General features: G+C 73.3%; 18 protein-coding genes, 1 pseudogene and 1 riboswitch. Of the genes and pseudogenes, 10 read left to right on the top strand and 9 right to left on the bottom strand.

The window, feature by feature from the left end; all coding sequences use genetic code 11:
* Positions 1-10: 10 nt before the first annotated feature.
* Positions 11-649: an endonuclease gene (locus AB0E05_RS16425; RefSeq protein WP_361963778.1), complete on the bottom strand. Its 639-nt coding sequence runs from the start codon at positions 647-649 to the stop codon at positions 11-13.
* Positions 650-848: 199 nt separating this feature from the next.
* On the opposite strand from AB0E05_RS16425, the gene cbiE reads away from it, so the two are divergent.
* The 3 genes from cbiE to AB0E05_RS16410 are packed head-to-tail and all read left to right on the top strand — an operon-like array spanning position 849 to position 3,641.
* Complete coding sequence (gene cbiE, locus AB0E05_RS16420; protein ID WP_361963775.1) at positions 849-2,111, top strand: precorrin-6y C5,15-methyltransferase (decarboxylating) subunit CbiE; 1,263 nt, start codon at positions 849-851, stop codon at positions 2,109-2,111.
* Positions 2,108-2,857, top strand: coding sequence for a precorrin-4 C(11)-methyltransferase (gene cobM, locus AB0E05_RS16415; RefSeq protein ID WP_361963773.1), 750 nt, complete (start codon positions 2,108-2,110; stop codon positions 2,855-2,857). Before cbiE ends, cobM begins: the two co-directional genes overlap by 4 nt.
* Positions 2,858-2,900: 43 nt before the next feature.
* Entirely contained in the window at positions 2,901-3,641 is a 741-nt protein-coding gene (locus AB0E05_RS16410; protein WP_361963771.1) for a cobalt-precorrin-6A reductase, read from the top strand.
* 24 nt (positions 3,642-3,665) lie between these two features.
* Here the strand turns inward: AB0E05_RS16410 and AB0E05_RS16405 are convergent, their stop codons facing one another.
* From AB0E05_RS16405 to cobG, 3 genes are read right to left on the bottom strand one after another with little or no spacing between them, the layout of a single operon-like run.
* A complete protein-coding gene (locus AB0E05_RS16405) occupies positions 3,666-5,165 on the bottom strand; it encodes a precorrin-2 C(20)-methyltransferase (RefSeq protein ID WP_361963769.1) in 1,500 nt (499 codons plus the stop codon).
* Between the two features lie 20 nt (positions 5,166-5,185).
* A complete protein-coding gene (locus AB0E05_RS16400) occupies positions 5,186-5,857 on the bottom strand; it encodes a precorrin-8X methylmutase (RefSeq protein WP_361963767.1) in 672 nt (223 codons plus the stop codon).
* Positions 5,854-7,161 carry a precorrin-3B synthase gene (gene cobG / locus AB0E05_RS16395; RefSeq protein WP_361963880.1) on the bottom strand — a complete coding sequence of 436 codons (1,308 nt, stop codon included), beginning with the start codon at positions 7,159-7,161 and terminating at the stop codon, positions 5,854-5,856. The genes AB0E05_RS16400 and cobG overlap by 4 nt, the downstream gene beginning before the upstream one ends.
* A gap of 71 nt (positions 7,162-7,232) precedes the next feature.
* A riboswitch (cobalamin riboswitch) is annotated at positions 7,233-7,344 on the top strand.
* A 46-nt stretch (positions 7,345-7,390) separates the two neighbouring features.
* On the opposite strand from cobG, the gene cobN reads away from it, so the two are divergent.
* Entirely contained in the window at positions 7,391-10,984 is a 3,594-nt protein-coding gene (gene cobN, locus AB0E05_RS16390; RefSeq protein ID WP_361963765.1) for a cobaltochelatase subunit CobN, read from the top strand.
* Positions 10,985-11,213: 229 nt separating this feature from the next.
* Entirely contained in the window at positions 11,214-12,131 is a 918-nt protein-coding gene (locus AB0E05_RS16385; protein ID WP_361963763.1) for an SAM-dependent methyltransferase, read from the top strand.
* 68 nt (positions 12,132-12,199) lie between these two features.
* Here AB0E05_RS16385 and AB0E05_RS16380 read toward each other — a convergent pair whose 3' ends face one another.
* Entirely contained in the window at positions 12,200-12,934 is a 735-nt protein-coding gene (locus AB0E05_RS16380) for a TetR/AcrR family transcriptional regulator (protein WP_361963761.1), read from the bottom strand.
* Positions 12,935-13,208: 274 nt separating this feature from the next.
* On the opposite strand from AB0E05_RS16380, the gene AB0E05_RS16375 reads away from it, so the two are divergent.
* Positions 13,209-15,437, top strand: coding sequence for an MMPL family transporter (locus tag AB0E05_RS16375; protein ID WP_361963759.1), 2,229 nt, complete (start codon positions 13,209-13,211; stop codon positions 15,435-15,437).
* A 60-nt stretch (positions 15,438-15,497) separates the two neighbouring features.
* Here the strand turns inward: AB0E05_RS16375 and AB0E05_RS16370 are convergent, their stop codons facing one another.
* The gene (locus AB0E05_RS16370; protein WP_361963757.1) at positions 15,498-16,466 is read right to left on the bottom strand and encodes an alpha/beta hydrolase; all 969 of its coding nucleotides are present in this window, start codon (positions 16,464-16,466) and stop codon (positions 15,498-15,500) included.
* 325 nt (positions 16,467-16,791) lie between these two features.
* Positions 16,792-17,982 (bottom strand): GDSL-type esterase/lipase family protein, encoded by a 1,191-nt coding sequence (locus tag AB0E05_RS16365; protein WP_361963755.1) that lies wholly within the window; start codon positions 17,980-17,982, stop codon positions 16,792-16,794.
* Positions 17,983-18,191: 209 nt separating this feature from the next.
* Between AB0E05_RS16365 and AB0E05_RS16360 the strand changes: the two genes are divergently transcribed.
* Entirely contained in the window at positions 18,192-18,599 is a 408-nt protein-coding gene (locus tag AB0E05_RS16360; RefSeq protein ID WP_361963753.1) for a RidA family protein, read from the top strand.
* 153 nt (positions 18,600-18,752) lie between these two features.
* Positions 18,753-19,535, top strand: a complete 783-nt coding sequence (locus AB0E05_RS16355) for a class I SAM-dependent methyltransferase (protein ID WP_361963751.1) — start codon at positions 18,753-18,755, stop codon at positions 19,533-19,535.
* 46 nt (positions 19,536-19,581) lie between these two features.
* Here the strand turns inward: AB0E05_RS16355 and AB0E05_RS16350 are convergent, their stop codons facing one another.
* On the bottom strand, positions 19,582-20,820 hold the full coding sequence (locus AB0E05_RS16350) for a cytochrome P450 (RefSeq protein ID WP_361963749.1): 1,239 nt from the start codon (positions 20,818-20,820) through the stop codon (positions 19,582-19,584).
* A 673-nt stretch (positions 20,821-21,493) separates the two neighbouring features.
* Between AB0E05_RS16350 and AB0E05_RS16345 the strand changes: the two genes are divergently transcribed.
* The gene (locus AB0E05_RS16345; protein WP_361963747.1) at positions 21,494-21,991 is read left to right on the top strand and encodes a transglycosylase SLT domain-containing protein; all 498 of its coding nucleotides are present in this window, start codon (positions 21,494-21,496) and stop codon (positions 21,989-21,991) included.
* Between the two features lie 469 nt (positions 21,992-22,460).
* A pseudogene (locus AB0E05_RS16340) lies at positions 22,461-22,826 on the top strand (GTP-binding protein); the annotation flags it as partial.
* Between the two features lie 401 nt (positions 22,827-23,227).
* Here AB0E05_RS16340 and AB0E05_RS16335 read toward each other — a convergent pair.
* Positions 23,228-23,809: a restriction endonuclease gene (locus AB0E05_RS16335; RefSeq protein WP_361963878.1), complete on the bottom strand. Its 582-nt coding sequence runs from the start codon at positions 23,807-23,809 to the stop codon at positions 23,228-23,230.
* Positions 23,810-23,891 lie beyond the last annotated feature (82 nt).

Raw genomic sequence — 23,891 nt, 5'->3', positions numbered from 1 at the left:
GGCGCGGTACTCAGACACCGCCCCGCGGACCGTCCGCCGCTCGGGAGAGCTCGACCCGGACCAGGGCAGCCGCCAGCTTCGGCAGGTCGTCGCCGGGGACCAGACGCGCCAGGTCCGGCGGGGTCTTCGGCAGCCCGAGTTCACCGGCGGCGTGTCGCGCCCTGGCGTCGAACGCCGGACGCAGCTCCGGCCACACTCCCTGCGCCTCCCGGCAGAAGATGTCCGCCCCCACCGGCCCGATCCGCGGAACCTCCCGTAACAGCTCGCGCAGCCGCGCCGGGTCCCCGTCGGCCGCCTCCCGCAGCCGCCGCAGATCACCGCCGTACCGGTCGAGGACGAACGCGGCCCCGGCACCCAGCGCGGTCGCCGTGCTCTCGTCGTAACGCCGGTAGTGCGCCCGGCCGAGCGCGTCCACCCGGCTCTGCCAGGACGCCGCCGCCATCGCCCGCGGCGTGCGCAGCCCGGCCGCGAACAGCTCGCGCGCCGCCGCCACCGCGATGTCGGCCTTGATGCGGACCGAGAACAGCACGCACAGGGTCAGCAACTGGTACAGCGGCGCCGGTGTGTTCCGCAGTCGTACGCCCGCCTCCGCCGCGTGCGTACGCCCGTACTCCCGCATCAGCCGCCGCACCGTCGAGCGCTGCGCCATGGCGACCTCCCGAAGGCAGCCCCCATGCACCATCGTCCCGCCGAGCCTCCGTGCCGACCACCCGGCGAACGGCGGCGCCGAGCGCCCCCCGCCCGGCCGGAACCGGCCCACCCGACCACGGACCCGCAGGCCACCGCCCCGTAGAGTGCATCTCCGTCGCCCCGACACACCCGCTCCCCGAACCCCGAGGTACCGAACCGTGAGCGTCGAACGCCGCACCGCGCCCGCCGCCGTGACCGTCGTAGGGATCGGCGCCGACGGCTGGCAGGGCCTGCCCGACAGCTCGCGCACCGCGCTCCTCGACGCGCAGGTCCTCATCGGCGGCCCCCGCCAGCTCGACCTGCTGCCGCCGAAGTGCCCGGGGGAGCGCATCGCCTGGCCCTCGCCGCTGCGCCCCGCGGTCCCCGGGCTCATCGCCGCCCACGCCGGACGCCGCATCGCCGTCCTGGCCAGCGGCGACCCGATGTTCTACGGCATCGGGCGCACCCTCACCGAGATCCTCGGGGCCGACGCCGTGCACGTCCTGCCGCACCCCTCCTCCGTCTCCCACGCCTGCGCCCGACTCGGCTGGCCCCTGGAGGACGTGGAGGTCGTCACGCTCGTCGGCCGGCCCGCGGCCCGCCTCGCCGCCGCCCTGCACGACGGCCGCCGCGTCCTCGTCCTCAGCGCCGGCGCCACCACCCCCGCCGACGTGGCCGCACTGCTGCGGGACCGCGGCTTCGGCCCCAGCCCGGTGCGGGTGCTCGAACAACTCGGCGGGCCGAACGAGCGGATCGGCGACGAAACCCCCGCCGACCACTGGTCGCAGCCGCCCGGCGACCCCCTCAACGTCGTCGCCGTCGAGTGCCGCCGCGCCCCCGACGCCCTGCGCCTCGGCGCCGTACCGGGACTGCCGGACGCGGCGTACGAACACGACGGGCAACTCACCAAGCGCCATGTGCGGGCCGCCGCGCTCGCCGTGCTCGCGCCCGCGGCCGGCGAACTCCTGTGGGACGTCGGCGGCGGATCCGGCTCGATCGCGGTGGAGTGGATGCGGACCCACCCGACGTGCCGCGCCGTCAGCGTGGAACGCGACCCCGTCCGCGCCGAACGCATCGCCCGCAACGCCGAGCGCCTGGGGGTGCCGGGGCTGCGCGTCGTCACCGGCGCAGCCCCCGCCGCCCTGGCCGAACTGCCCGCCCCGCACGCGGTGTTCATCGGCGGCGGACTCACTGCCCCCGGCCTCCTCGATGCCTGCTGGCAGGCGCTGCCCGACGGCGGCCGGCTCGTCGCCAACACCGTGACGCTGGAGTCGGAGGCGGTCCTCGCCGACGCCCACCGCCGCCACGGCGGTGAACTGGTGCGCCTCGCGGTGGCGCACGCCGTGCCCGTCGGCGGCTTCACCGGCTGGCGCCAGGCGATGCCCGTGACCCAGTGGGCCGTAGTCAAGACCGTGACCCCTTCCTCAGGAGCAGACAGATGACGGTGTACTTCATCGGCGCAGGTCCCGGCGCCGCCGACCTGATCACGGTGCGCGGCGCCCGTACGCTCGCCTCCTGCCGGGTCTGTCTGTACGCGGGCAGCCTGGTGCCGCAGGAACTGCTCGCCGAGTGCCCGCCGGACGCACGGCTCGTGGACACCTCGCAGCTCGACCTGGACGCGATCACGGCCGAGCTGGTGCGCGCCCACGAGGAGGGGCACGACGTGGCCCGGCTGCACTCGGGGGACCCGTCCGTCTTCGGCGCGGTCGCCGAGCAGATGCGACGCCTCGACGCCGCCGGGGTGCCGTACGAGGTCGTCCCCGGCGTGCCCGCCTTCGCCGCCGCTGCCGCCGCCCTCAAGCGCGAGCTGACCGTGCCGACCGTCGGCCAGACCGTGATCCTCACCCGCATCGCCCAGCAGGCCACCGCCATGCCCGAAGGCGAGGACCTGGCGACCCTCGGCCGCAGCAGGGCGCTGATCGTGGTGCACCTGGCCGCCCGGTACGTGGACCGCGTGGTCGACGAACTGCTGCCGCACTACGGCGCCGACTGCCCAGCCGCCGTCGTCGCGTACGCCTCCCGCCCCAACGAGCTGGTCATCCGCGGCACGCTCGACGAGATCGCCGGGAAGGTCAAGGAGGCAGGGGTGGTGCGCACCGCCGTGATCATGGTCGGGCGGACCCTGGGGGCGGAGCACTTCCGCGACAGCCACCTGTACTCGCCCGAGCGCGAACGGCACGCGTGCTGAACCGACGGCCCGCGAGCCGCACACCACGACGGACGGGACGGCCGTGCACGTACTGATCCTCGGCGGTACGACGGAGGCCCGTGGCCTCGCCGAACTCCTCGCCGCCGACGCACGGCCCGACCTGCGGGTCACCACGTCCCTGGCCGGGCGGGTGGCCTCGCCGCGGTTGCCGCCCGGACAGGTGCGGGTCGGCGGCTTCGGCGGCGTCGACGGGCTGACCGCATGGCTCGTGGAGCACCGGGTGGACGCCGTCGTCGACGCCACCCACCCCTTCGCCCGTGCCATGAGCTTCCACGCCGCCGAGTCCGCCGCCGTCGCGGGGGTGCCCCTGCTCGCACTGCGCCGACCCGGCTGGCAGCCGACCGCGGGCGACCGCTGGCACGAGGCCGGCTCCCTGGACGAGGCGGCCGACCTGCTGCCCGGGCTCGGCGCACGCGTCTTCCTCACCACCGGCCGCACGGGGCTCGCGGCCTTCGCCGACCTCGTCGACCTGTGGTTCCTCGTACGGTCCGTGGACCCGCCGCAGGCGCCGCACCCGCCCCGGATGGAAGTCCTGCTCGACCGCGGGCCGTTCGCCCTCGACGGGGAACGCGCACTGCTGCGCCGCCACCGGATCGACGCCGTCGTCACGAAGGACAGCGGGGGAGCGGCCACCGCGCCGAAGCTGGTGGCCGCCCGGGAAGCGGGGCTGCCCGTCGTCCTGGTGCGCAGGCCCCCGACGCCCGAAGGCGTGCCCGCCGTCACCGGGCCCGAAGAAGCCGCCGCCTGGGTCCACGGTCACTGACGCCCGGTGGGCGTCGGTGACTCCTCACGCCTCCGGATAGCGCCGGGGAGTCCAGACGATCTCCTCGCCGTCCCCGCGCCGTACGGACCGCGTCTGCGACGAGCCCACCAGCAGCACCGTGCGCATGTCGACCTCCGCCGGGTCGAGTTCGGCCAGCCGCACGATGCGCACCCGCTCGCCGCTGCCGCCGACGTCCCGCGCGACCACCACCGGGGTGTCCGGCGCACGATGCTCCAGCAGCAGGTCGCGGGCCTTGCCGACCTGCCAGGTCCGGCTGCGCGAACCGGGGTTGTACAGGGCCAGCACCAGATCCGCCGAGGCCGCCGCGCGCAGCCGCTCGGCGATCACCTCCCACGGCTTGAGCCGGTCCGAGAGGGAGATCGTCGCGTAGTCGTGGCCCAGCGGGGCACCCGCGCGGGCGGCGGCGGCATGGGCCGCCGTCACCCCCGGCAGCACGCGCACCGGGACGTGTGCGTACGCCTCCTCCGACGCCGCCTCCAACACGGCCGTGGCCATCGCGAAGATCCCCGGGTCGCCCCCGGAGACCACCGCGACCCGCCGCCCGCGCAGCGCCAGTTGCAGCGCGAACTCGGCGCGCTCCGCCTCCACCCGGTTGTCGGAGCCGTGGCGCCGCTGACCAGGGCGGGGCGGCACCCGGTCCAGATAGGTCGTGTAGCCGACGAGGTCGTCCGCAGCGGCCAGGGCGCCCCGCGTCTCGGGCGTCAGCCACAGCGGCCCGGCGGGGCCGGTGCCCACCACGACGACCTCGCCGCGCGCGCCGTCCTGTTGCCCCGACGGACGCTCGATGTCGACCCGGCTCGGCAGCACGGCGACGGAGAAGTACGGCACCGAGTCCGGGTCCACGTCGGCGAGGGCCGCGAGGCGCTGCCCCTCCATGGTCGCCCGCTCCACGTACCGGGCGTCGGCCAGCCGGCCCGCGCCCTCCAACGCACGGCGCACTGTGGGGAAGGTGCGCCCCAGCTTCATCACCACCGCCGAGTCGGTCGAGGCGAGCCGGGCCGTCAGCTCCTCCTCGGGCAGCGTGCCCGGCAGGATCGTCAGCACCTCCTCGCCCTCCGCGAGCGGGGTGCCGAGGCGGGCCGCGGCGGCGGACACGGACGTGACGCCGGGGATCACCTCGGTCTCGTACCGGTCGGCCAGCCGCTTGTGCATGTGCATGTACGACCCGTAGAAGAGCGGGTCGCCCTCCGCGAGGACCGCGACCGTGCGGCCGGCGTCGAGGTGCACCGCGAGCCGCGCCGCGGCCTCGGCGTAGAACTCCTCCATCGCGCCCCGGTAGCCGCCGGGGTGGTCCGTGGTCTCCGTCGTGACCGGGTAGACCAACGGCTCCTCGACGTGGTCGGCGCGCAGGTGCTTCGCCGCGATCGAACGGGCGATGGACCGCCCGTGCCGGGCGCTGTGGTACGCGACCACGTCCGCCTCGGCGATCGCCTCCACCGCGCGCAGGGTCATCAACGACGGGTCACCGGGACCGAGGCCGACGCCGTACAGCTTGCCGTTCACGCTTCTGTGTCCGCTCTCGTTCACTCTTCTTCGCTCGCGATCGCGTTGAGCGCGGCGGCGGCGATGGCGCTGCCGCCCCGACGGCCCCGCACCACCAGGTGCTCCAGGCCCGACGGGTGCGCGGCCAGGGCGTCCTTGGACTCGGCGGCGCCGATGAAGCCGACCGGCACGCCGATGACCGCGGCCGGCCGGGGTGCACCCTCCTCGATCATCTCCAGCAACCGGAACAGCGCCGTGGGCGCGTTGCCGACGGCGACCACCGCACCCTCCAGCCGGTCCCGCCACAGCTCCATCGCGGCGGCGCTGCGCGTCGTGCCGAGCCGGGCCGCCAACGCGGGGACGGTCGGGTCCGACAGCGTGCACAGCACGTCGTTGTCGGCGGGCAGCCGCTTGCGGGTCACACCGCTCGCCACCATCTGGACGTCGCAGAGGATCGGCGCCCCGGCGCGCAGCGCCTCGCGGGCGCGGGCCACCACGGCGGGCGTGTACGCGACGTCGCGCACCAGGTCGACCATCCCGCAGGCGTGGATCATCCGCACCGCGACCTGGCTGACGTCGGCGGGCAGGCCCGCCAGGTCCGCCTCCGCGCGGATGGTGGCGAAGGACTGGCGGTAGATCGCGGCGCCGTCCTTCTCGTAGTCGTAGCTGGTCACGGTGGTCTTCTCGCTGCTTTCGGTCGTGGTGCGGCTCATGGGGCGATCGCCGCCAGGGCGGTGGCGAAGTGGGAGGGGTCGTCCAAGGGGGCGGTACGGGGATCCCGGCCCCGCACCGCGGCGGTCAGCCGGTATCCGCCGTCCGGCGCCGCGACCGCGTCGATCAGATCGCCGCGGGGGCGCCCGCAGCGCCGCTCGCACCCGGACCAGTACACGGGCAGGGGCGCCCGGCCGACGGCCACCAGGGCCCGCGTCGCGTCCGCCCGCACGTCCGTACGGGACTTGGCGCACCCGGGCCGGCCGACGCAGGCGCCGACGCGCAGCCAGGGGGAGGCGGGGTCGACGACGAGGCCGACGGCCTCCAGCCGGTCCAGTGCCGTGGCCGCCCGCGGAGCGTCGAGGTCCGGCACGGGCACCACGACGCCCCGCCACGGGGTCAGCCGCAGCTCCCCGCTCGAAGGGGACGCGGCGGCGACGCCGACCAACTCCCCCCACTGCGCGGCGGAGAGGCGACCCAGCGGAACGTGCACGGACAGGGCGTCGCCGGAGGAACCCGGCGCGGGACCCGTAGTGTCCACCGGCTCCCGCTGCGCCGCCCCGTCCACGTCGATGCCGCTCTCGGAGAGGCGGCGGCGCACCTCGCTCGCCAACGCGTCGGCGCTCACGGAGAGTTCGTCCACCCGCCACACCAGGGTCCCGCTCGCCCGTACGGTCGCGAGGAACACCTCCGCGGCCAGGACCGCGGCCCGCGGCGCCTCGTCACCGGACACCCGCAGCACCGCACCGGTCGACCCGAGGCACAGAACGGCACCGCCGCCCGCCGTCGCCCGTACCGTCACGTCGGCGCCCAGTCCGGCCACGTCGCCGCGACCGTCGTCGAGGGCGAACAGGAACCGTCCCGACAACTCCCGGGCCTCCCCGCTCGCGCACAGGGACCGGTCCAGGGCCACCAGCCAAGGTCGTACGTCACGCAGACCTCGCCCGTCGAGGCCTGACAGCGGCGACGCGACGACGTTGCGCACCCGCTCGTGCCCGGGGGCGGGCAGCAGCCCGGCCGCGCCCAGCACCTCCGCCAACTCGGCGCCGCAACTCTCCCGCAACCCCCGCAGTTGAACGTTCCCGCGCGACGTGAGGTGGAGATCACCGTCCCCCAGGCGCCGGGCCGCAGCCGCCAGCGCCTCGGCCTGCGCCGCGGTCACCACGCCGCCGGGCACGCGGACCCGGGCCAGCGCGCCGTCGTCCGCCGCGTGCAGCCGCAAGGTCCCGGGGCAGGCGTCGCCACGTTCCCGCGCAGCCGTCATGGCCTGGGGCGATGAAGGTGAGGAAGCCATGGCGGCGAGCATACCGATCGTCATACCGGCAGTACGTCCCGCCCTCGTCGCCCGGCCCTTACTATGATCCCCGGCGGACCACCCGGTCCGCCATCGCCACGACGGCGACTGGGGAGGAAGCCGGTGCGACTCCGGCGCGGTCCCGCCACTGTGAACCCGTCCCGCAAGGGTCGGGTGAGCCAGGAACTCCCGCCGTCTGACACGCCCGGGGCGCGGACACCCCGAGGAAGGCCGACGCCGCATGATCCTGCTCCTGTCGACGTCCGACACCGACCTGCTCAGCGCCCGTGCTTCCGCGGGCCCGGTGCCCTATCGCTTCGCCAATCCGGCCCGTCTCCCGATCGACGACCTGCCCGCCCTCCTCGACGGGGTCGACCTCGTCGTCGTACGACTCCTCGGCGGGCTGCGCGCCTGGCAGGAGGGGCTCGACCTGCTGATGGCCGACGGGACACGTCCCGTCGTCGTCCTCTCCGGCGAACAGGCCCCCGACGCCCAACTGATGGCCGCCTCCACGGTCCCCGTCGGCATCGCCGCCGAGGCCCACGCCTACCTCGCCCACGGCGGGCCGGCCAACCTGGAGCACCTCGCCCGCTTCCTGTCCGACACGGTCCTGCTCACCGGCCACGGCTTCGACGCGCCCGCACCGGCCCCCACCTGGGGCCCCTTGGAGCGGACCGCGCAGCCCGCCGGGGACGGCCCGACCGTCGCCGTGCTCTACTACCGCGCCCACCACATGAGCGGGAACACCGCCTTCGTCCACGCGCTGTGCGACGCCGTCGAAGCCGCGGGCGGTCGACCCCGCCCGCTGTACGTCGCCTCGCTGCGGGCCCCCGAGCCCGAACTGATCGACGAGCTGCGCACCGTCGACGTCATCGTCACCACCGTCCTCGCCGCGGGCGGCACCAAGCCCGCCGAGGCGTCCGCCGGCGGTGACGACGAGTCCTGGGACGCCGGAGCCCTGACCGCCCTGGACGTGCCGATCCTCCAGGCCCTGTGCCTCACCGGCTCGCGCGCCGCCTGGGAGGAGAACGACGAGGGCGTGTCGCCGCTGGACGCGGCCAGCCAGATCGCCGTGCCCGAGTTCGACGGCCGACTGATCACCGTGCCGTTCTCCTTCAAGGAGATCGACGCCGACGGGCTGCCCGCGTACGTCGCCGACGCCGAGCGCGCCGCCCGCGTCGCCGGCATCGCCGTCCGCCACGCCCGCCTCAGGCACATCCCGGCGGCCGACAAGCGACTCGCGCTGGTGCTGTCCGCGTACCCGACCAAGCACTCCCGCATCGGCAACGCGGTCGGCCTCGACACCCCCGCCAGCGCGGTCGCCCTGCTGCGCCGACTGCGCGCCGAGGGCTACGACTTCGGCGACACGGACGTGCCCGGACTCGCCTCGGGAGACGGCGACGAACTGATCCGCGCCCTGATCGAAGCGGGCGGACACGACCAGGACTGGCTCACCGACGAACAGCTCGCCCGCAACCCGGTGCGGATCCCCGCGGCGGACTACCGGCGCTGGTTCGCCACCCTGCCGAAGGAGCTGCGCTCGGCCGTCGAGGAGCACTGGGGCCCCGCCCCGGGCGAGATGTTCGTCGACCGCAGCGCCAACCCGGAGGGCGACATCGTCCTCGCGGCCCTGCGCTTCGGCAACCTGCTCGTGCTGATCCAACCGCCGCGCGGCTTCGGCGAGAACCCGATCGCGATCTACCACGACCCCGACCTGCCGCCCTCCCACCACTACCTGGCCGCCTACCGCTGGATCGCCGCACCGCAGTCCGACGGCGGCTTCGGCGCCGACGCCATGGTCCACCTGGGCAAGCACGGCAACCTGGAGTGGCTGCCCGGCAAGAACGCGGGCCTGTCCGCCGCCTGCGGCCCGGACGCCGCACTCGGCGACCTGCCGCTGGTCTACCCGTTCCTCGTCAACGACCCCGGCGAGGGCACCCAGGCCAAGCGGCGCGTCCACGCCACCCTCGTCGACCACCTCGTCCCGCCGATGGCCCGCGCCGACTCCTACGGCGACATCGCCCGGCTGGAACAGCTCCTCGACGAGTACGCCCAGATCTCCTCGATGGACCCGGCGAAGCTCCCGGCCATCCGCGCCCAGATCTGGACCCTCATCCAGGCCGCCAAGCTGGACCACGACCTCGGCATGGCCGACCGCCCCGACGACGACGGCTTCGACGACTTCCTCCTCCACGTCGACGGCTGGCTCTGCGAGGTCAAGGACGCCCAGATCCGCGACGGCCTGCACGTCCTCGGCACCGCGCCAGCCGGGCCCGACCGCGTCAACCTCGTCCTCGCCATCCTGCGCGCCCGCCAGATCTGGGGCGGCGCCACCGCCCTGCCCGGCCTGCGCGAAGCCCTCGGCCTGGACGAGTCCGCCGCCACCCGCACGACCGCGGACCAGGCGGAGCAGCAGGCCCGCGACCTCGTCCAGGCGATGGAGGACGCAGACTGGGACCCGGCCGCCGTGCCCACCGAGCACGGCGAACAGGTCGCCGCCGTCCTCAAGTTCGGCGCCGACGAAGTCGTCCCCCGGCTCGCGGCGACCACGGACGAACTCGACCACGCCGTGCACGCCCTGGCCGGCGGCTTCGTCCCCGCGGGCCCCTCGGGCTCGCCCCTGCGCGGCCTGGTCAACGTGCTGCCGACCGGCCGCAACTTCTACTCCGTCGACCCCAAGGCCGTGCCCTCCCGCCTCGCGTGGGAGACCGGACAGGCCCTCGCCGACTCCCTCGTGGAGCGCTACCGCACCGACAACGGCGCGTGGCCCACCTCCGTCGGCCTCTCGCTGTGGGGCACCAGCGCGATGCGGACCGCCGGCGACGACGTCGCCGAAGCCCTCGCCCTGCTCGGCGTCCGACCCGTCTGGGACGACGCGTCCCGCCGGGTGACCGGCCTGGAGGCCATCCCGCAGGAGGAGCTGGGCCGCCCCCGGATCGACGTCACGCTGCGCATCTCCGGCTTCTTCCGCGACGCGTTCCCGCACACCATCGGCCTGCTCGACGACGCCGTCCGGCTGGCCGCGTCCCTCGACGAGCCGGACGAGGCCAACCACGTCCGCGCCCACGTCCGGGCCGACCTGGCGGAGCACGGCGACGAACGCCGCGCCACCACCCGCATCTTCGGCTCCCGTCCCGGCACGTACGGCGCCGGACTCCTCCAGCTCATCGACTCCCGCGACTGGCGCACCGACGCCGACCTCGCCGAGGTCTACACCGTCTGGGGCGGCTACGCCTACGGGCGGGAGCTGGACGGCCGGCCCGCCCGCGACGAGATGGAGACCGCGTACCGGCGCATCGCGGTGGCGGCGAAGAACACCGACACCCGCGAACACGACATCGCCGACTCCGACGACTACTTCCAGTACCACGGCGGGATGGTCGCCACGGTCCGGGCGCTGCGCGGCACCGCCCCGGAGGCGTACATCGGCGACTCCACCCGCCCCGAGACGGTCCGCACCCGCACCCTCGTCGAGGAGACGTCCCGCGTCTTCCGCGCCCGGGTGGTAAACCCCAAGTGGATCGAGGCGATGCGCCGCCACGGCTACAAGGGCGCCTTCGAACTCGCCGCCACCGTGGACTACCTGTTCGGCTACGACGCCACGACCGGCGTGATCGCCGACTGGATGTACGACAAGCTCACCGAGACGTACGTCCTGGACCCCACGAACCGGGCGTTCCTCGAACAGGCCAACCCGTGGGCGCTGCACGGCATCGCCGAGCGGCTGCTGGAGGCGGAGTCCCGCGGGATGTGGGCGAAGCCCGACCCGGCGGTGCTGGAGGCGCTGCGCCAGGCGTACCTGGAGGCGGAGGGCCAGTTGGAAGACGGGGAGTAGGTCTTTTGCGCCGGGCGGGTCCCACCCAGGGGCCCGCCCGGCGCCCTTCTCCCGTACGGACGGGCCAGGCCGGCCTCCCGGACGGCTGAATCGACGCTCCGTCAACTACCGTTCCGTGCAAGCCATCTCTGCCTCGGGCCCGGTGTCTGGAATGCGTCGTCGGATGGTCTAATTCAGGTGCTGATCTCCCCGCGCACCCGTGCGCCCACGACCACCGAGGACGGTCCCGATGAGCGGTGAAGCCCCTGCCCCCGGCCCTGCCGAACCGACCCGTCGCAGCGGCCGGATCGACACGACCAGGGCCCACCCCGCCCGGGTCTACGACCTGTTTCTCGGAGGCAAGGACAACTACCCCGCCGACCGGGCGGCGGCGCAGGCGGCCCTCGACGTCGACCCGCGCGCCTATCTCACCGTCCGCCACAACCGGGACTTCCTGCGCCGCGCCGTCGTCCACGCGACCGCCGAGCGGGGCATCCGGCAGTTCCTCGACGTCGGCACCGGGCTGCCCACGCAGGAGAACGTGCACCAGATCGCGCAGCGCATCGCCCCCGAGTCCCGGGTGGTGTACGTGGACAACGACCCCGTCGTCCTCGCGCACGCCCGCGCCCTGCTCGCCACCGGCCCCGAGGGCCGCACCGACTACATCGAGCAGGACCTGCGCGAGCCCGCCGCGATCCTCGCCGAAGCGGCCCGGACCATCGACTTCGACCGGCCGGTGGCACTGGTGCTGGCCGCCGTGCTGCATCTGGTCGAGGGCGAGCAGGCGCACGCCGTCACCGCCGAACTCGTCGACGCCCTGCCGTCCGGCAGCCTCGTCGTCCTCAGCCACCTCACGGACGACCTCAACCAGGAGCGCATGGCGAACGTGACCGAGGAGTTCAAGCAGCGGGGATTCGCCATCGTGCGGCGCACCCGCGAAGAGATCGGCCGGTTCGTCACCGCCAACGGTCTGGAACTCGCCGAACCCGGCATCGTCCCCGTCCACCACTGGCGGCCGGACCACGCGATCGACAGCGCGAAGGCCGAGGCGCCCGAGCCGGACTACCTCGACGGCCTCGAAGACATCGACAAGATCAAGTACTTGGACATCCGCGACGTCACGGACGCCGACATCGGCATCTACGGACTGGTGGCCCACAAGCCCTGACCGACCGGCACCCCTCGCGATCGGATCCGCCCCCTCGCCCGGCGAGGGGGCGGTGCTCTTTCCGGTGCTCAGCGCGCGGCCGGAATCCGGCGGTGGACGTCCGCCACCAGCTGGCACATGGACACCCGGAAGACCTCCGCCTGGTGGCCGCCCAGGAACGTGGTGTGCCCGAACACCTCCAGCACCACCAGGCCGTGCATGTGCCCCCAGGCGCTCAACAGCAGGTGCACCCCGGCCGGCGGCAGCGCGCCGAGCCCGTTCGGCGACAACTGCCCCAGATGCGCGCCCAACTCCGGCGAGGGCGCCGGCACGTCGGCGGCTGCCAACTGCTCCGGCGAGCAACCGGCGAACAGCTCCCGTTGGAAGATGCCGCTCATCCGCTGCACGGCCACGGTGGTGGGGCCGCCCGGCGGCGCCGCGTAGTCGCGCAGCGGTGACCCGTAGATCAGTTGGAACCGCTCGGGATGGGCGACGGCCCACCGGCGGTAGCCCTCGGCCGCGTGCACCAACCGCGGCACGGACGGATCCTCCTGCGCGCCGTCGACGGCCGACTGCACCGCGTCGGCCAGGTCCTCGTACGCCTGGGCGATCAACGCGGTGACGAGGTCGTACCGGCTCGGGAAGTAGTGGTACAGCGCCTGCACGGTCATGCCGAGATCGCGGGCGACCGCCCGCAGGGACAGGGCGTGCGGCCCGTTCTCGACGATGTGGCGCTCGGCGGCGCCGAGGATCTCCTGCGTGGCGACGGCCCGGCGCCGCTGGCGCAGGGTGGGCACGGCCGTGGTGGTGTCGGCGGGGGACATGGCACGACGGTACGACGGCGCGCCCCGCGCCGTCAGCGAAAGCCCGACACCCGTCAGGAAAATCTCACACTGCCAAAACTTCCGTCGTCTCACTACCGTCGTCGCAGTGACGAGGAGCGCGGACGCGCGATCCCCTCCCGTCCCAAGTCCGCTCCCGTGCACCCGTGTCGGGTGCAGTCCGGCCCGTACGCGGCCTGCCCTGCGCAGCCGGCCCCGGGGCGGGAGCGCCACTTCCCCACCGTCCTCACCGTGGACAGCACAAAGGAGATCGTGCGTGTTTGAACGCATAGCCGAACTGACGATCCGCCGGTCCAAGCCGGTGCTCGTCGTCGCCGCCCTGCTGGTGGTGCTGATGGGCGCCGTGGGAGCCGGCGCGTTCGGCAAGCTGGCAGGCGGCGGCTTCGACGACCCGGCCGCCGAGTCCACCCGGGCCGGGCAGGTGATCGACGAGGAGTTCGGCGGGGAGACGAACCTGGTCCTGCTGGCCCGCGCCGAGGAAGGCCGCGTCGACGCCCCCGCCGCGCAGCGCAGCGGCCGGGACCTGGTGGCCGCCCTCCAGAAGGAACCGGGCCTGACCAACGTCGTCTCGTACTGGGACGCCCAGAACCCCGCCCTGCGCTCCGAGGACGGCCGCGAGGCCATGGTCCTCCTCCACGTGGAGGGCGAGGAGAAGGAACAACAGGAAGCGGTCGAGAGGCTCGTCGACACCCACGCCGGCTCGCGGGAGGACGGGCTCACCGTCCGGGCCGGCGGCGCCGCCGCCGTCAGCAGCGACCTGTCGACGCAGGTGGGCAAGGACCTCGTACTCGCCGAGGCGATCGCCGTGCCCCTGACGCTCCTGCTGCTCCTGGTCGTCTTCGGCAGCGTCGTCGCCGCCCTGCTGCCGCTGCTCATCGGCGTCGTCGCGGTCGCCGGCACCTTCGCCGTGCTCGCCGTGCTCGGCGGCATCACGGACGTCTCCACCTTCGCCATCAACCTGACGACGGCGCTCGGGCTCGGGCTCGGCATCGACTACGCGCTGCTGATGGTCAACCGGTTCCGGGAGCAGCTCAGGGCGGGCTTCGCCGTGGACGACGCCGTACGGCACACCGTGCGCACCGCGGGTCGTACCGTCGCGTTCTCCGCCGCGACGGTGGCCGTCGCGCTCGCGGCCCTGCTGGTCTTCCCGCAGTACTTCCTGCGGACCTTCGCCTACGCCGGGGTCGCGGTCGTCGTCATCGCCGCCGTCAGCACCCTGTTCGTGATGCCGGCCGTGCTGAACGTGCTGGGGCACCGGGTCAACAACGGACGGGTGCCGCTGCCCACGCTCGGGCGGGCCGGCAGCCGGGCGCCCCTGTGGGGACGGCTGGCGCGCACCGTCATGCGCCGGCCCGCACTGACCTCGCTGCCCGTGCTCGCGGTGCTGCTGGTGGCCGCGAGCCCGCTGCTGGGCATCGGCTTCGGCACGCCCGACCAGCGCGTACTGCCCGAGGACGCCGGCAGTCGCCAGGTCGCCACGGCGCTGGAGCGGAACTTCGCCGGCAACGACGACGCGGCCGTCCGCATCGTCATCGACGGGCCCGTGGAGGGCGCTGCCCTGGACGCGTACGCGACCCGGCTCTCCGACCTCGACGACGTGGTCCGCGTGGAGGCCGTCACGGGGACCTACGCGAAGGGCTCGACCACGTCCGGCGGCCCGGGCAACGCCGCGCTCGGCCGGCCCGCCGCCCAGCGCATCAACGTGGTGACCACGCTCGCCCCCAAGTCGGACGAGGCCCAGGGCCTGATCGAGCAGGTGCGGGCCGTCACACCGCCCCAGGGCGCCGACCCGCTGGTGGGCGGCACCGCCGCCGAGCAGGTCGACTCCAAGGACTCCATCGCCGACCGGCTCCCGCTGGCCGTGGCGCTGGTCGCCCTCACCACCTTCTTCCTCCTCTTCCTGTTCACCGGCAGCGTCGTGCAGCCGCTGCGCGCGCTCGCCCTCAACCTGGTCAGCCTGGGCGCCGCGCTCGGCGTGATGACGTGGATCTTCCAGGACGGGCACCTGTCGTCCGTGCTCGGCTTCACGCCGCAGCCCATGGACATGTCGATGACGGTGCTGCTGTTCTGCATCGCCTTCGGCCTCTCGATGGACTACGAGGTCTTCGTCACCAGCCGGATCAAGGAACTCCACGACCAGGGCGCGGGCAACGAGTCCGCGGTGGTCGACGGCCTCGGGCACACCGGGCGCATCGTCAGCGCGGCGGCCTGTCTGCTGGCGGTTAGCTTCCTCGCGTTCGGCACCGCCGAGGTGAGCTTCATGCAGATGTTCGGCCTGGGCACCGGGCTGGCCATCCTGATCGACGCCGTCGCCGTGCGCGGTGTGCTGCTGCCGGCCGCGATGCGCCTGCTCGGCCGCTCGGCCTGGTACGCGCCCGGTCCGCTGCGGGGGTTCCACGCGCGGTTCGGCCTCAGCGAGGGCGACCCCGCGCCGGTGCCCGAGGTCGTGTCGAAGCCCCGCGCGAACAGCACGCCGGGAGTCTGACGCCGCGTCCGAACGGTCGGGCCCGGTGCCGTCCCCCGGGCCCGACCGTCGGGTCCGGGGTCAGACGGTGCCGAGGGCCCGGCTGAGGGCGTCCACGGCCTGGGTGATGGCGGCTTCGGCCGCTTGGGTGCCGCGCAGGGCGTTGAGCATGACGAAGTCGTGGATGATGCCCTGGTAGCGGGTGGCCGTCACCGGGACGCCGGCGGCGCGGAGCTTGTTGGCGTAGGCCTCGCCCTCGTCCCGCAGCACGTCCGCCTCGCCGGTGATGACCAGCGCGGGCGGCAGGCCCGTGAGCTGTTCGACGCTGGCGCGCAGCGGGCTCGCGGTGATCTCCGCGCGGGCGGCGGGGTCGGTCGTGTACTGGTCCCAGAACCAGTGCATGGCGTCGCGGCGCAGGAAGTAGCCCTCGGCGTACTGGTGGTACGACTCGGTGTCGAACGCGGCGTCGGTGACGGGGTAGAACAGCACCTGCTGGACGAGCGGGACGTCACCGCGCTCCTTCGCCATCAGGGTGAGGGCGGCCGACATGTTGCCGCCGACGGAGTCGCCGGCGACGGCGATGCGGCTGGCGTCCAGGCCCTTGGTCGCGCCGTCGGTGACGACCCAGCGGGCGACGGCGTAGTTCTGCTCGACGGCGACCGGGTAGCGCACCTCGGGCGAGAGGTCGTACTCGGGGAAGACCACGGCCGCGTGGACGCCCACGGACAACTCGCGCACCAGGCGGTCGTGGGTGCGGGCGTTGCCGAACACCCACCCCGCCCCGTGAAGGTAGATGATCACCGGGAGGGTGCCGGTGACTCCGGCGGGCTTCACGATCCGGGCCCGTACGGAGCCCGTGGGACCGCCCTCGACGGTGATCCACTCGTCGTCGACGGCGGGTGCCTCGACGTCGCCGGACTGCACCTCGTCGACCGCCTTGCGGCCCTCGACCGGGCCGAGGTCGAAGAGGTACGGCGGGTTCGCGGTCGCCGCGGCGAACTCTGCGGCGGCCGGTTCGAGCACGGGGGGAGTCGGAACGTACGCGGACATGGTCACAGCCCCTTTCAGGCTACGAGGGGGCACGGATCTCCGACGCGGCCGAAGCCCGCCCACCGTGCCGGTGAACCGGCCGCCCTCGTGAGCCGTCCCCGCCGCGCCGCGGCCGGGAGGTCCGAAGACCGTCCTGTCGGTGCCCTACTCCAGCACTGTGCAGGACCCGGAGCGGGTGCGCAGCGGGGACGACGCCCGCGCTGGGGTCCCCGGGGGGTTCACCCGTGCATTGATCGCTTCCGTGGAAAGCCTCGCAAATTCTCCCGCTCCGCGGCTGTGCTCATCGTGCACTTCTCTGGTCCGAAGGTGCACTTTTCAACGACGCTCACGCGCCACGACCGCCGGTCCGCACTGCCGCGAAGGGGCCGTCGGCCGCGAACGCGACGCGGGCGAAGTTCTCGGCGATGCGCCGGTGGCCCGCGGCGTCGGGGTGGACCTCGTCCGGCAGCGGCAATTCGGCGTAGTCCGCCTCGCCGTACAGTTCGCGTCCGTCGAGGTGGTGGAGGTGCGGGTCGTCCCCCGACCGCTGCGCCACGATCCGGGCGAGCGCGTCGCGGATGACGCGGAGCGTGAGGCGTCCGGCGGCGACGTCGGCCGGGTCGCCCGTCGCCTTGAACCGCGGGACGCCGCCGTCGAAGTCGGGCGCGAGGGGGCCCGGGGTGTCCTCGTGGACGGGGCACAGCACCGACGAGACGACCAGCAGCGGAGTCGTCGGATGCCCCTCCCGGATGGTGTCCAGGAAGCCGTGGACGGCGGGGCCGAAGGCGCGCAGCCGCATCAGGTCGGTGTTGACGACGTTGATGCCGATCTTGAGGCTGATCAGGTCCGCGGGGGTGTCCCGCAGCGCGCGGGCGGTGAACGGGTCGAGCAGCGCGCCGCCCCCGAAGCCCAGGTTCACCAGCTCCACCCCGCCCCGGGCGGCGGCCAGCGCCGGCCAGGTGGTGCTGGGGCTCGCGGCGTTCGAGCCGTGGCTGATCGAGCTGCCGTGGTGCAGCCACACCCGCCGTCCGTGCTCCGGCGCCGGCTCCACCGGTGCGTCGGTGCGCAGGGCGATCAGCTCGACGCCCTCGGTGTGGGGCAGCCAGATCTCCACGGTCTTGTCGCCCGGGGCCAGTTCGACGAACCGGGCGGTGCCGGGCGGGCCCTCGTGCACCTCGACGGACTGGGTGGCGAAGTCGATCGTGCGGACGGTGCCGCCCGCAATGACGGCCTGGTCCGTCAGCCGGCCGTCCACCAGCAGGTCGTAGGTGCCGTCCGGGGGAGTGGGCAGACCCTTGTACGCCCGCTTGGTCGGCAGCGCGTCCAGTGCGACGGCGGTGGCGCGGGTGCGGAAGACGAGCCGTACGCCGGACGGCTGGGCCTCGGCCATCGTCAACTGGTCGTCGGGGATCTGTCGCCGGGCCGCCGGGGGCAGCCGATGCGGCAGCAGACCGTGCTTGGTGTGCTCCACGTCGAGCGCCCCGCGCAGCAGGTCGGCGGTGACGGGAGTGGTGATCCAGGCATGCTCGGTGCTCATCGCTTCAGCCTAGATGTCGGGTCCAGGGGTCTCCTGGCGTTTTCTCCTGCTGTTCTTCCGCTTCGTTCCAGGCGGCGGCGGTGCCGTGAGCTGCGGGGTCACCAGCGGGTTCCCAGGTCACCGAAAAGTGCGTCCTTCCACGTCAGCCTCCGCTCTCTTACGGTTTCCCAGTAACCACAGGAGATCACGTGTGCAAGGAGTCGTGCAGCATGCCCATCAGCCTGATCAACCCCGGCGGACTGCCGGAGGTCGAGGTCTACAAGCAGGTGTCGATCGCGACGGGGACGCGGCTGGTCCACGTGGCGGGGCAGGTCGCCGTGGACTCGGACGGCAGCACCGTCGGCGCGGGTGACCTCGCCGCCCAGGTCGAGCAGGCCTACGTCAACGTCGGCACCGCACTGGCCGCGGCCGGCGGTTCCTTCGACGACCTGGCGAAGCTCAACGTCCACGTCGTCGGCTGGACGCCCGACCAGATGCCCCTGCTGCTGGACGGGATCGCCCGTGCGGCCCGGAGGATGGGGACCACCCCGATGCCACCGGCCACCCTGCTCGGCGTCGCGGCGCTGGCGAGCCCCGACTACCTCGTCGAGGTCGAGGCCACCGCGGTCCTGGACTGACCGCACCACGGGTGCCGACTTCTCTTCGGTGTCGGCGCCGTCGAGCCTTCGGCGTCCCGGCGACCGGCGCGCTGGTGTCGTCGAAGCCGTCGAGAAGCTGGTTCACCGCAGAAATCGGATGCCCGCCGCCGGACCTTCCGTCAGGCTCGGCCCATGTCCAGCTTCGAAGAACTTGTCGCCGAAGGCGCGGCCGTCCCCACGGAAGGCTGGGACTTCTCCTGGTTCGCCGGCCGAGCCACCGAGGAACGCCCGTCCTGGGGGTACGCGGGACTGCTCGCGGAACGCATGGCTCGGGCGGAGGCGGTGCTCGACATCCAGACCGGCGGGGGCGAGGTGCTCGCCTCGGTGCCCGTCACCCCGCCGGTGCTGACGGCGACGGAGTCCTGGCCGCCGAACGTGGACATCGCCCGGCGCCGGTTGGCACCGCGCGGCGGCACGGTGGTCGAGGTCGACGCCACGGCCGACCTGCCGTTCCCCGCCGACCACTTCGACCTGGTGGTGAGCCGGCACCCGGTGGCGACCCGCTGGGACGAGGTCCGACGGGTGCTGCGCCCGACCGGCTCGTACCTCTCCCAGCAGGTGGGGCCGGGCAGTGTGCGCGAGTTGACCGACTTCATGATGGGGCCCGGCGCCGTGGCGCCCCATCGGGCCCTGCCCCCGCTCACGACCGCGCCCGGGACGAGCGCCATGGCCACGGCCGCCGTGGCCGAAGCGGCGGGGCTGGAGGTGGTGACCGTGCGCCAAGAAGCGCTGCGGATGGAGTTCCACGACGTCGCAGCGGTGGTGCACTTCCTCCGGAAGGTCATGTGGATCGTGCCGGGCTTCACGGTCGAGGAGTACCGCGACCGACTGGCGGAACTCCACGACTTCACACGGCGCCACGGTCCCTTCGTGGCCCACTCGACGCGCTTCCTCATCGAGGCCCGCACGGGCTGACCGGCGGGCGGAGCCCCGTGCCCCCGCCCACCGGTGCGCCGCAGGGTTACCCCGCTCCCCAGGTGACGGGGAGCGCGTGCACCCCGTAGATGTTGGTGTGGTTGCGCATCGGCACCTCGTCCGGCGGCACGGCCAGGCGCAGCGTCGGGAACCGGGTCAGCAGCGCCGCGATGGCGACGCGCATCTCCACCCGGGCCAGCTGCTGACCCAGACACTGGTGGATGCCGTGGCCGAAGCCGAGATGGCCGTTGGCCGCGCGGCGCAGGTCGAGGGCGTCGGGCGCCGGGAAGCGCTCCGGGTCGCGGTTGGCCGTCTCCACGGAGAGCGTGACGGTCTCCCCGGCCTTGATCAGGTGCCCGTCCACGCGCACGTCCTCCAGAGCGGCCCGCACCCCCGTCTGCGCAATGCTCAGAAAGCGCATCAACTCTTCAACGGCGCCGTCGACGAGGTCCGGATCGCCCCGCAGGGCGGCGAGTTGCTCCGGATGGCACAGCAAGGCGAAGGTGCCGTGCGCGATCATGTTCGCGGTGGTGTCCAGTCCGGCCGCCAACAAGAAGCCCGCCACGCCGGTGAGTTCGTCGTCGCTGAGGTCGCTGGTGGTCAGATCGCTGAGCACGTCGTCCGTCGGCTCGACTCGCTTGCTGAGCACCAGCGCCCGTACGTACTCCTGAAGCGCGACATAGGAGGCGGTGCGCTCCTCCTCGCTGACGGTCAGGTCCATCAGCGGCGCCGTCTGGGCCTGGAGGAACTCCCGATCCGAGGTCGGCACGCCCAACAGCTCGCAGATCACCAGCGCGGGCACGGGCTGTGCGAACGCCCGCACCAGATCGACGGAGGGGCCCTGGGCCTCCATGACGTCCAGCTGCGCCCCGGTGATCTCCTCGACGCGATCGGTCAGTTGCCGCATCCGCCGCACCGTGAACTTGCCGGCGAGCAGCTTGCGGTAGCGGGTGTGCTCGGGGGCGTCGATGCCCGTCATGTCGCCCAGCGGCGCCGGGGGGAGGCCGCCCTCGTACGGGCCGGGCAGCGGGAAGTGGATCAGCTCGTACCGCGAGCTGAACCGCTGGTCGCCGAGGATCGCCCGGACCGCGGAGTACCCGGTGGCCAACCAGCCGACGTGTCCGTCGGGGTACGTCATCCGGCGCAGCGGCTGCTCTTCGCGGTGCCGTGCCAGTTCGGCGGGCGGGGCGAAGGGGCAGCCCGCCGGGCGGTCCACGGGTAAGCCGGGCAGGGGGCTCGCGTCCATCGGGCGGTCAGCGGTTTCTGTCGGTGTTTCCTCGTGCATGCGTGTCCTCCTATAAAGGGTCGGAAGACGGCGACCGGCGCGCTGGGCGCACCGGTGCGTCGAAGAGTGATCACACATAAGTAGTGCCATCGAGGTGCCATGCTAGGTCGTTGTGGCACTCATGTCACCAGTGTGGCGCCAAACTGGCTCTCGCCTGCTACCTTCTGGTTTTATCGGCCTACAGCGGCCTTGTCGGGGGCTTTCTCCTCGCCCCGTGGTGCCAATGGATCACCCGTCCGTGTCTCGTGGGGGAAAGTGGCGCCACTCCTGAAGTTGGTGCTTTTCGCGTTCCGGGTGAGGGTTTGTGGCCCCTTCGTCGACATCTCGCGGTGCGAAATGGGGCAAATAGTGACTCTTCCTCTCATTCATGAGTGAAGGCGGGTGTTGGTGGTCAGGGTGGGAGAGTTCGGCGCTCAATGGGCCGTGAATCCGTGATGCAACCGTGATGGGACGCACATCACTTACGAGGACGCTTAGTGGAATACAGCCGGGGCGCGTGCCGTGCGGACGGGACTGCTGCCAGGGAGCCAGCCGACGCTCCCACTATCGCGCTTAGCAAAGAGGTCGTTGTCAGGCGTTCGCGCTGCCGTTAAGAATCTGGCGCACCGCCGCCACTGGAGCGCATCGCAGCTCCTGTCCGTGCGCGGCTTCCCCACTCGAAGGGTGCTTCGGCATGTCCACTACCCGTCTGCGCATCCGCCGCCCGCTCGCGGCCCGCAAGGTCACCGTCGGGGGCCTCGCCGTCACCGGCGCCGCGGCGCTCGCCCTCTCCCTCGTGCCCGGGACGGCAGTGGCCGCCACCACGACCTCCGCCCCGGCCTCCACCGCCACCGCGGTCGCCACGGCGTACCCGAACAACCTGAACGGTTGGATCACGGAGGCCCTGGACGTCATGGCCGCCAACGGCATCCCCGGCTCGTACGACGGCCTGCACCGGAACATCATGCGCGAGTCCAGCGGCAACCCGCTGGCCATCAACAACTGGGACATCAACGCGGTCAACGGGACCCCGTCGAAGGGCCTGCTCCAGGTCATCGACCCGACCTTCAGGGCGTACCACGTCGCCGGCACCCCGAACGACCCCTTCCACCCGGTCGCCAACATCGTCGCCGCGGCCAACTACGCCGCCGACCGGTACGGCTCGATCGACAACGTCTTCGGCGCCTACTGATCCGCGCCCCGCTCTTCCGCCGCATCCGCCGCGTCTGCCGCGTCTGCCGCATCCGCCGGATCCGTCGGCGGTGACCCCGCGGGCACAAATGCGTTGCCCCGCACCCGCCCCGTCTCACTAAACTCGCACCGCACGCCGCCACCACACCGCTGCGTGCACCGATCCACGACGAGTCGAGACGAGGGGAGCAGGCCGTGCGTCAGCACATCAGCCCCACCGCTCCCCGTTCCCGCTACGACGTGATCCCGGTGTCCTCGTGCTCCCGGTGCCGGCTGCGCGCCCACCACCGGAAGTCCGTGACGAACGCCTGACCCCCTTGCGCCGCCGCCCGGCGGAGCGGTGCCCCCTTTTCACGGGCGCACCTCCCCGGGCGCGGCCTCGGGGCGTGCGGCGCCCATGCGCGGGCCGTACCGTTCTGTCCCGTCCATCGCGCTGACCTGTTCCCGAAGACCTCGGAAGGCCAAGCGCCGTGCGCGACGACCTGACACGCCGTACCACCGCCGACCTGACCGCCGTTCGCAACCTGGGCATCCTTGCCCAGGTGGATGCCGGCAAGACCACCGTCACCGAGCGGATCCCCTACCTCACCGGCACCACCCACAAGCGGGGCGAGGTCCACGACGGCACGACCGTCACCGACTTCGACCCGCAGGAGCGCGACCGCGGCATCACGATCTTCGCCGCCGCCGTGAGCTGCGACTGGGACGGCCACCGGATCAACCTGATCGACACACCGGGCCACGTCGACTTCGCCGACGAGGTCGAGCGCTCCCTGCGGGTGCTGGACGGCGCCGTCGCCGTCTTCGACGCCGTGGCCGGCGCCCACCCGCAGTCCACGCCGACGTAGCACCCACCGCACCGGCAGGTGCCCCCGTGCGACACCGCACGGGGGCACCCCTCCGCGGACTCCGGCCCGATCGGGCCCACCGGGCGCGGCTGGGGCTGAGTCAGCGCGCTGCTGTACGGGCCGGACGCCGACCACACCCTCGAAGCCCTCGTCTCCCAGGCGGGCGCCACCGTGAAGGCGGACGAACCCGCCGCTGCCTGCGACGTCCTCCAACAGGCCCTCGACCCATGCCGCTGCGAGTCTTGACGGAACTGCGATCGCCCTGTGGGCACCTTGGTCTCTGCAAGTGCGTCATGGTTGTTCGCGCAGTTCCCCGCGCCCCTGATTCGCTGCCCCCTCATCTCGTCCACGGGCCGAGGCGCGGGGTCTTCTTTGGGGCGCGGGCGGTGTCAGGACAGGGGAGTGGGGCGCCGGGGCGGGGGCAGGGCGCGCAGGAGGTCCCACAGCGGGGTCGAGCCGGCGGCCCATTCGCCGAGGAGGTGGCGGTCCACGAGGTGGAGCCGCTGGGAGCGGGCGAAGTCGACGGCCTTGGCCGTGATGCGGCCGTTGGTGACGAGGACGACCACGTCGCCGTGGTGGACTGGACGCCCGGTGCCGTTGAGGACGTGCAGATCGGGCGTGCCGACCGCCGAGCCCTTCAGGCCGGCCCTGCGGTGCTTGCACTGGAGCACCCACAGCCGGCCGAAGGGGTCGGTCGCCTTGACGTCGGCGCCGTTGTCGCCGGCCCCGCCGACGCGGATCGCATCGGCGCAGCCGTCCCGGCGCATCAGGTCCCGTACGGCGTCCTCGAACTGACGGTGGTGCAGGGCGTCGATCTGCGGCAGGGCGTAGCGCAGCCCCTGCTGCCGGACCCGTTCCCACTGCTCGTGCTCCTGCCGTCGCCGTACCCAGACGACGCCCGACATCAGCGCGGCGGCGAGCAGGACGAAGCCCACCACCGGGCGCTCGACGAGCCAACGCGCCACGGCCACCAGCACGCTGACGGCACCGATCACCAGGACGCCCCAGAGCAAGAGCCCGTCCGAAGCGCTCCCGCGCCCGGCCCGACCGCGG

The sequence above is a fragment of the Streptomyces sp. NPDC048057 genome (assembly GCF_040653095.1).
GTDB lineage: Bacteria > Actinomycetota > Actinomycetes > Streptomycetales > Streptomycetaceae > Streptomyces.
This window is presented reverse-complemented; position numbering and strand designations above follow the sequence as displayed.

Bases quoted from the DNA above. Each gene is read 5' to 3' on its own strand.
- AB0E05_RS16425 (WP_361963778.1), bottom strand. From the start codon at position 649: ATGGCGCAGCGCTCGACGGTGCGGCGGCTGATGCGGGAGTACGGGCGT.
- cobM (WP_361963773.1), top strand. From the start codon at position 2,108: ATGACGGTGTACTTCATCGGCGCAGGTCCCGGCGCCGCCGACCTGATC.
- AB0E05_RS16400 (WP_361963767.1), bottom strand. From the start codon at position 5,857: ATGAGCCGCACCACGACCGAAAGCAGCGAGAAGACCACCGTGACCAGC.
- cobG (WP_361963880.1), bottom strand. From the start codon at position 7,161: ATGCTCGCCGCCATGGCTTCCTCACCTTCATCGCCCCAGGCCATGACG.
- cobN (WP_361963765.1), top strand. From the start codon at position 7,391: ATGATCCTGCTCCTGTCGACGTCCGACACCGACCTGCTCAGCGCCCGT.
- AB0E05_RS16385 (WP_361963763.1), top strand. From the start codon at position 11,214: ATGAGCGGTGAAGCCCCTGCCCCCGGCCCTGCCGAACCGACCCGTCGC.
- AB0E05_RS16380 (WP_361963761.1), bottom strand. From the start codon at position 12,934: ATGTCCCCCGCCGACACCACCACGGCCGTGCCCACCCTGCGCCAGCGG.
- AB0E05_RS16370 (WP_361963757.1), bottom strand. From the start codon at position 16,466: ATGTCCGCGTACGTTCCGACTCCCCCCGTGCTCGAACCGGCCGCCGCA.
- AB0E05_RS16365 (WP_361963755.1), bottom strand. From the start codon at position 17,982: ATGAGCACCGAGCATGCCTGGATCACCACTCCCGTCACCGCCGACCTG.
- AB0E05_RS16360 (WP_361963753.1), top strand. From the start codon at position 18,192: ATGCCCATCAGCCTGATCAACCCCGGCGGACTGCCGGAGGTCGAGGTC.
- AB0E05_RS16355 (WP_361963751.1), top strand. From the start codon at position 18,753: ATGTCCAGCTTCGAAGAACTTGTCGCCGAAGGCGCGGCCGTCCCCACG.
- AB0E05_RS16350 (WP_361963749.1), bottom strand. From the start codon at position 20,820: ATGCACGAGGAAACACCGACAGAAACCGCTGACCGCCCGATGGACGCG.
- AB0E05_RS16345 (WP_361963747.1), top strand. From the start codon at position 21,494: ATGTCCACTACCCGTCTGCGCATCCGCCGCCCGCTCGCGGCCCGCAAG.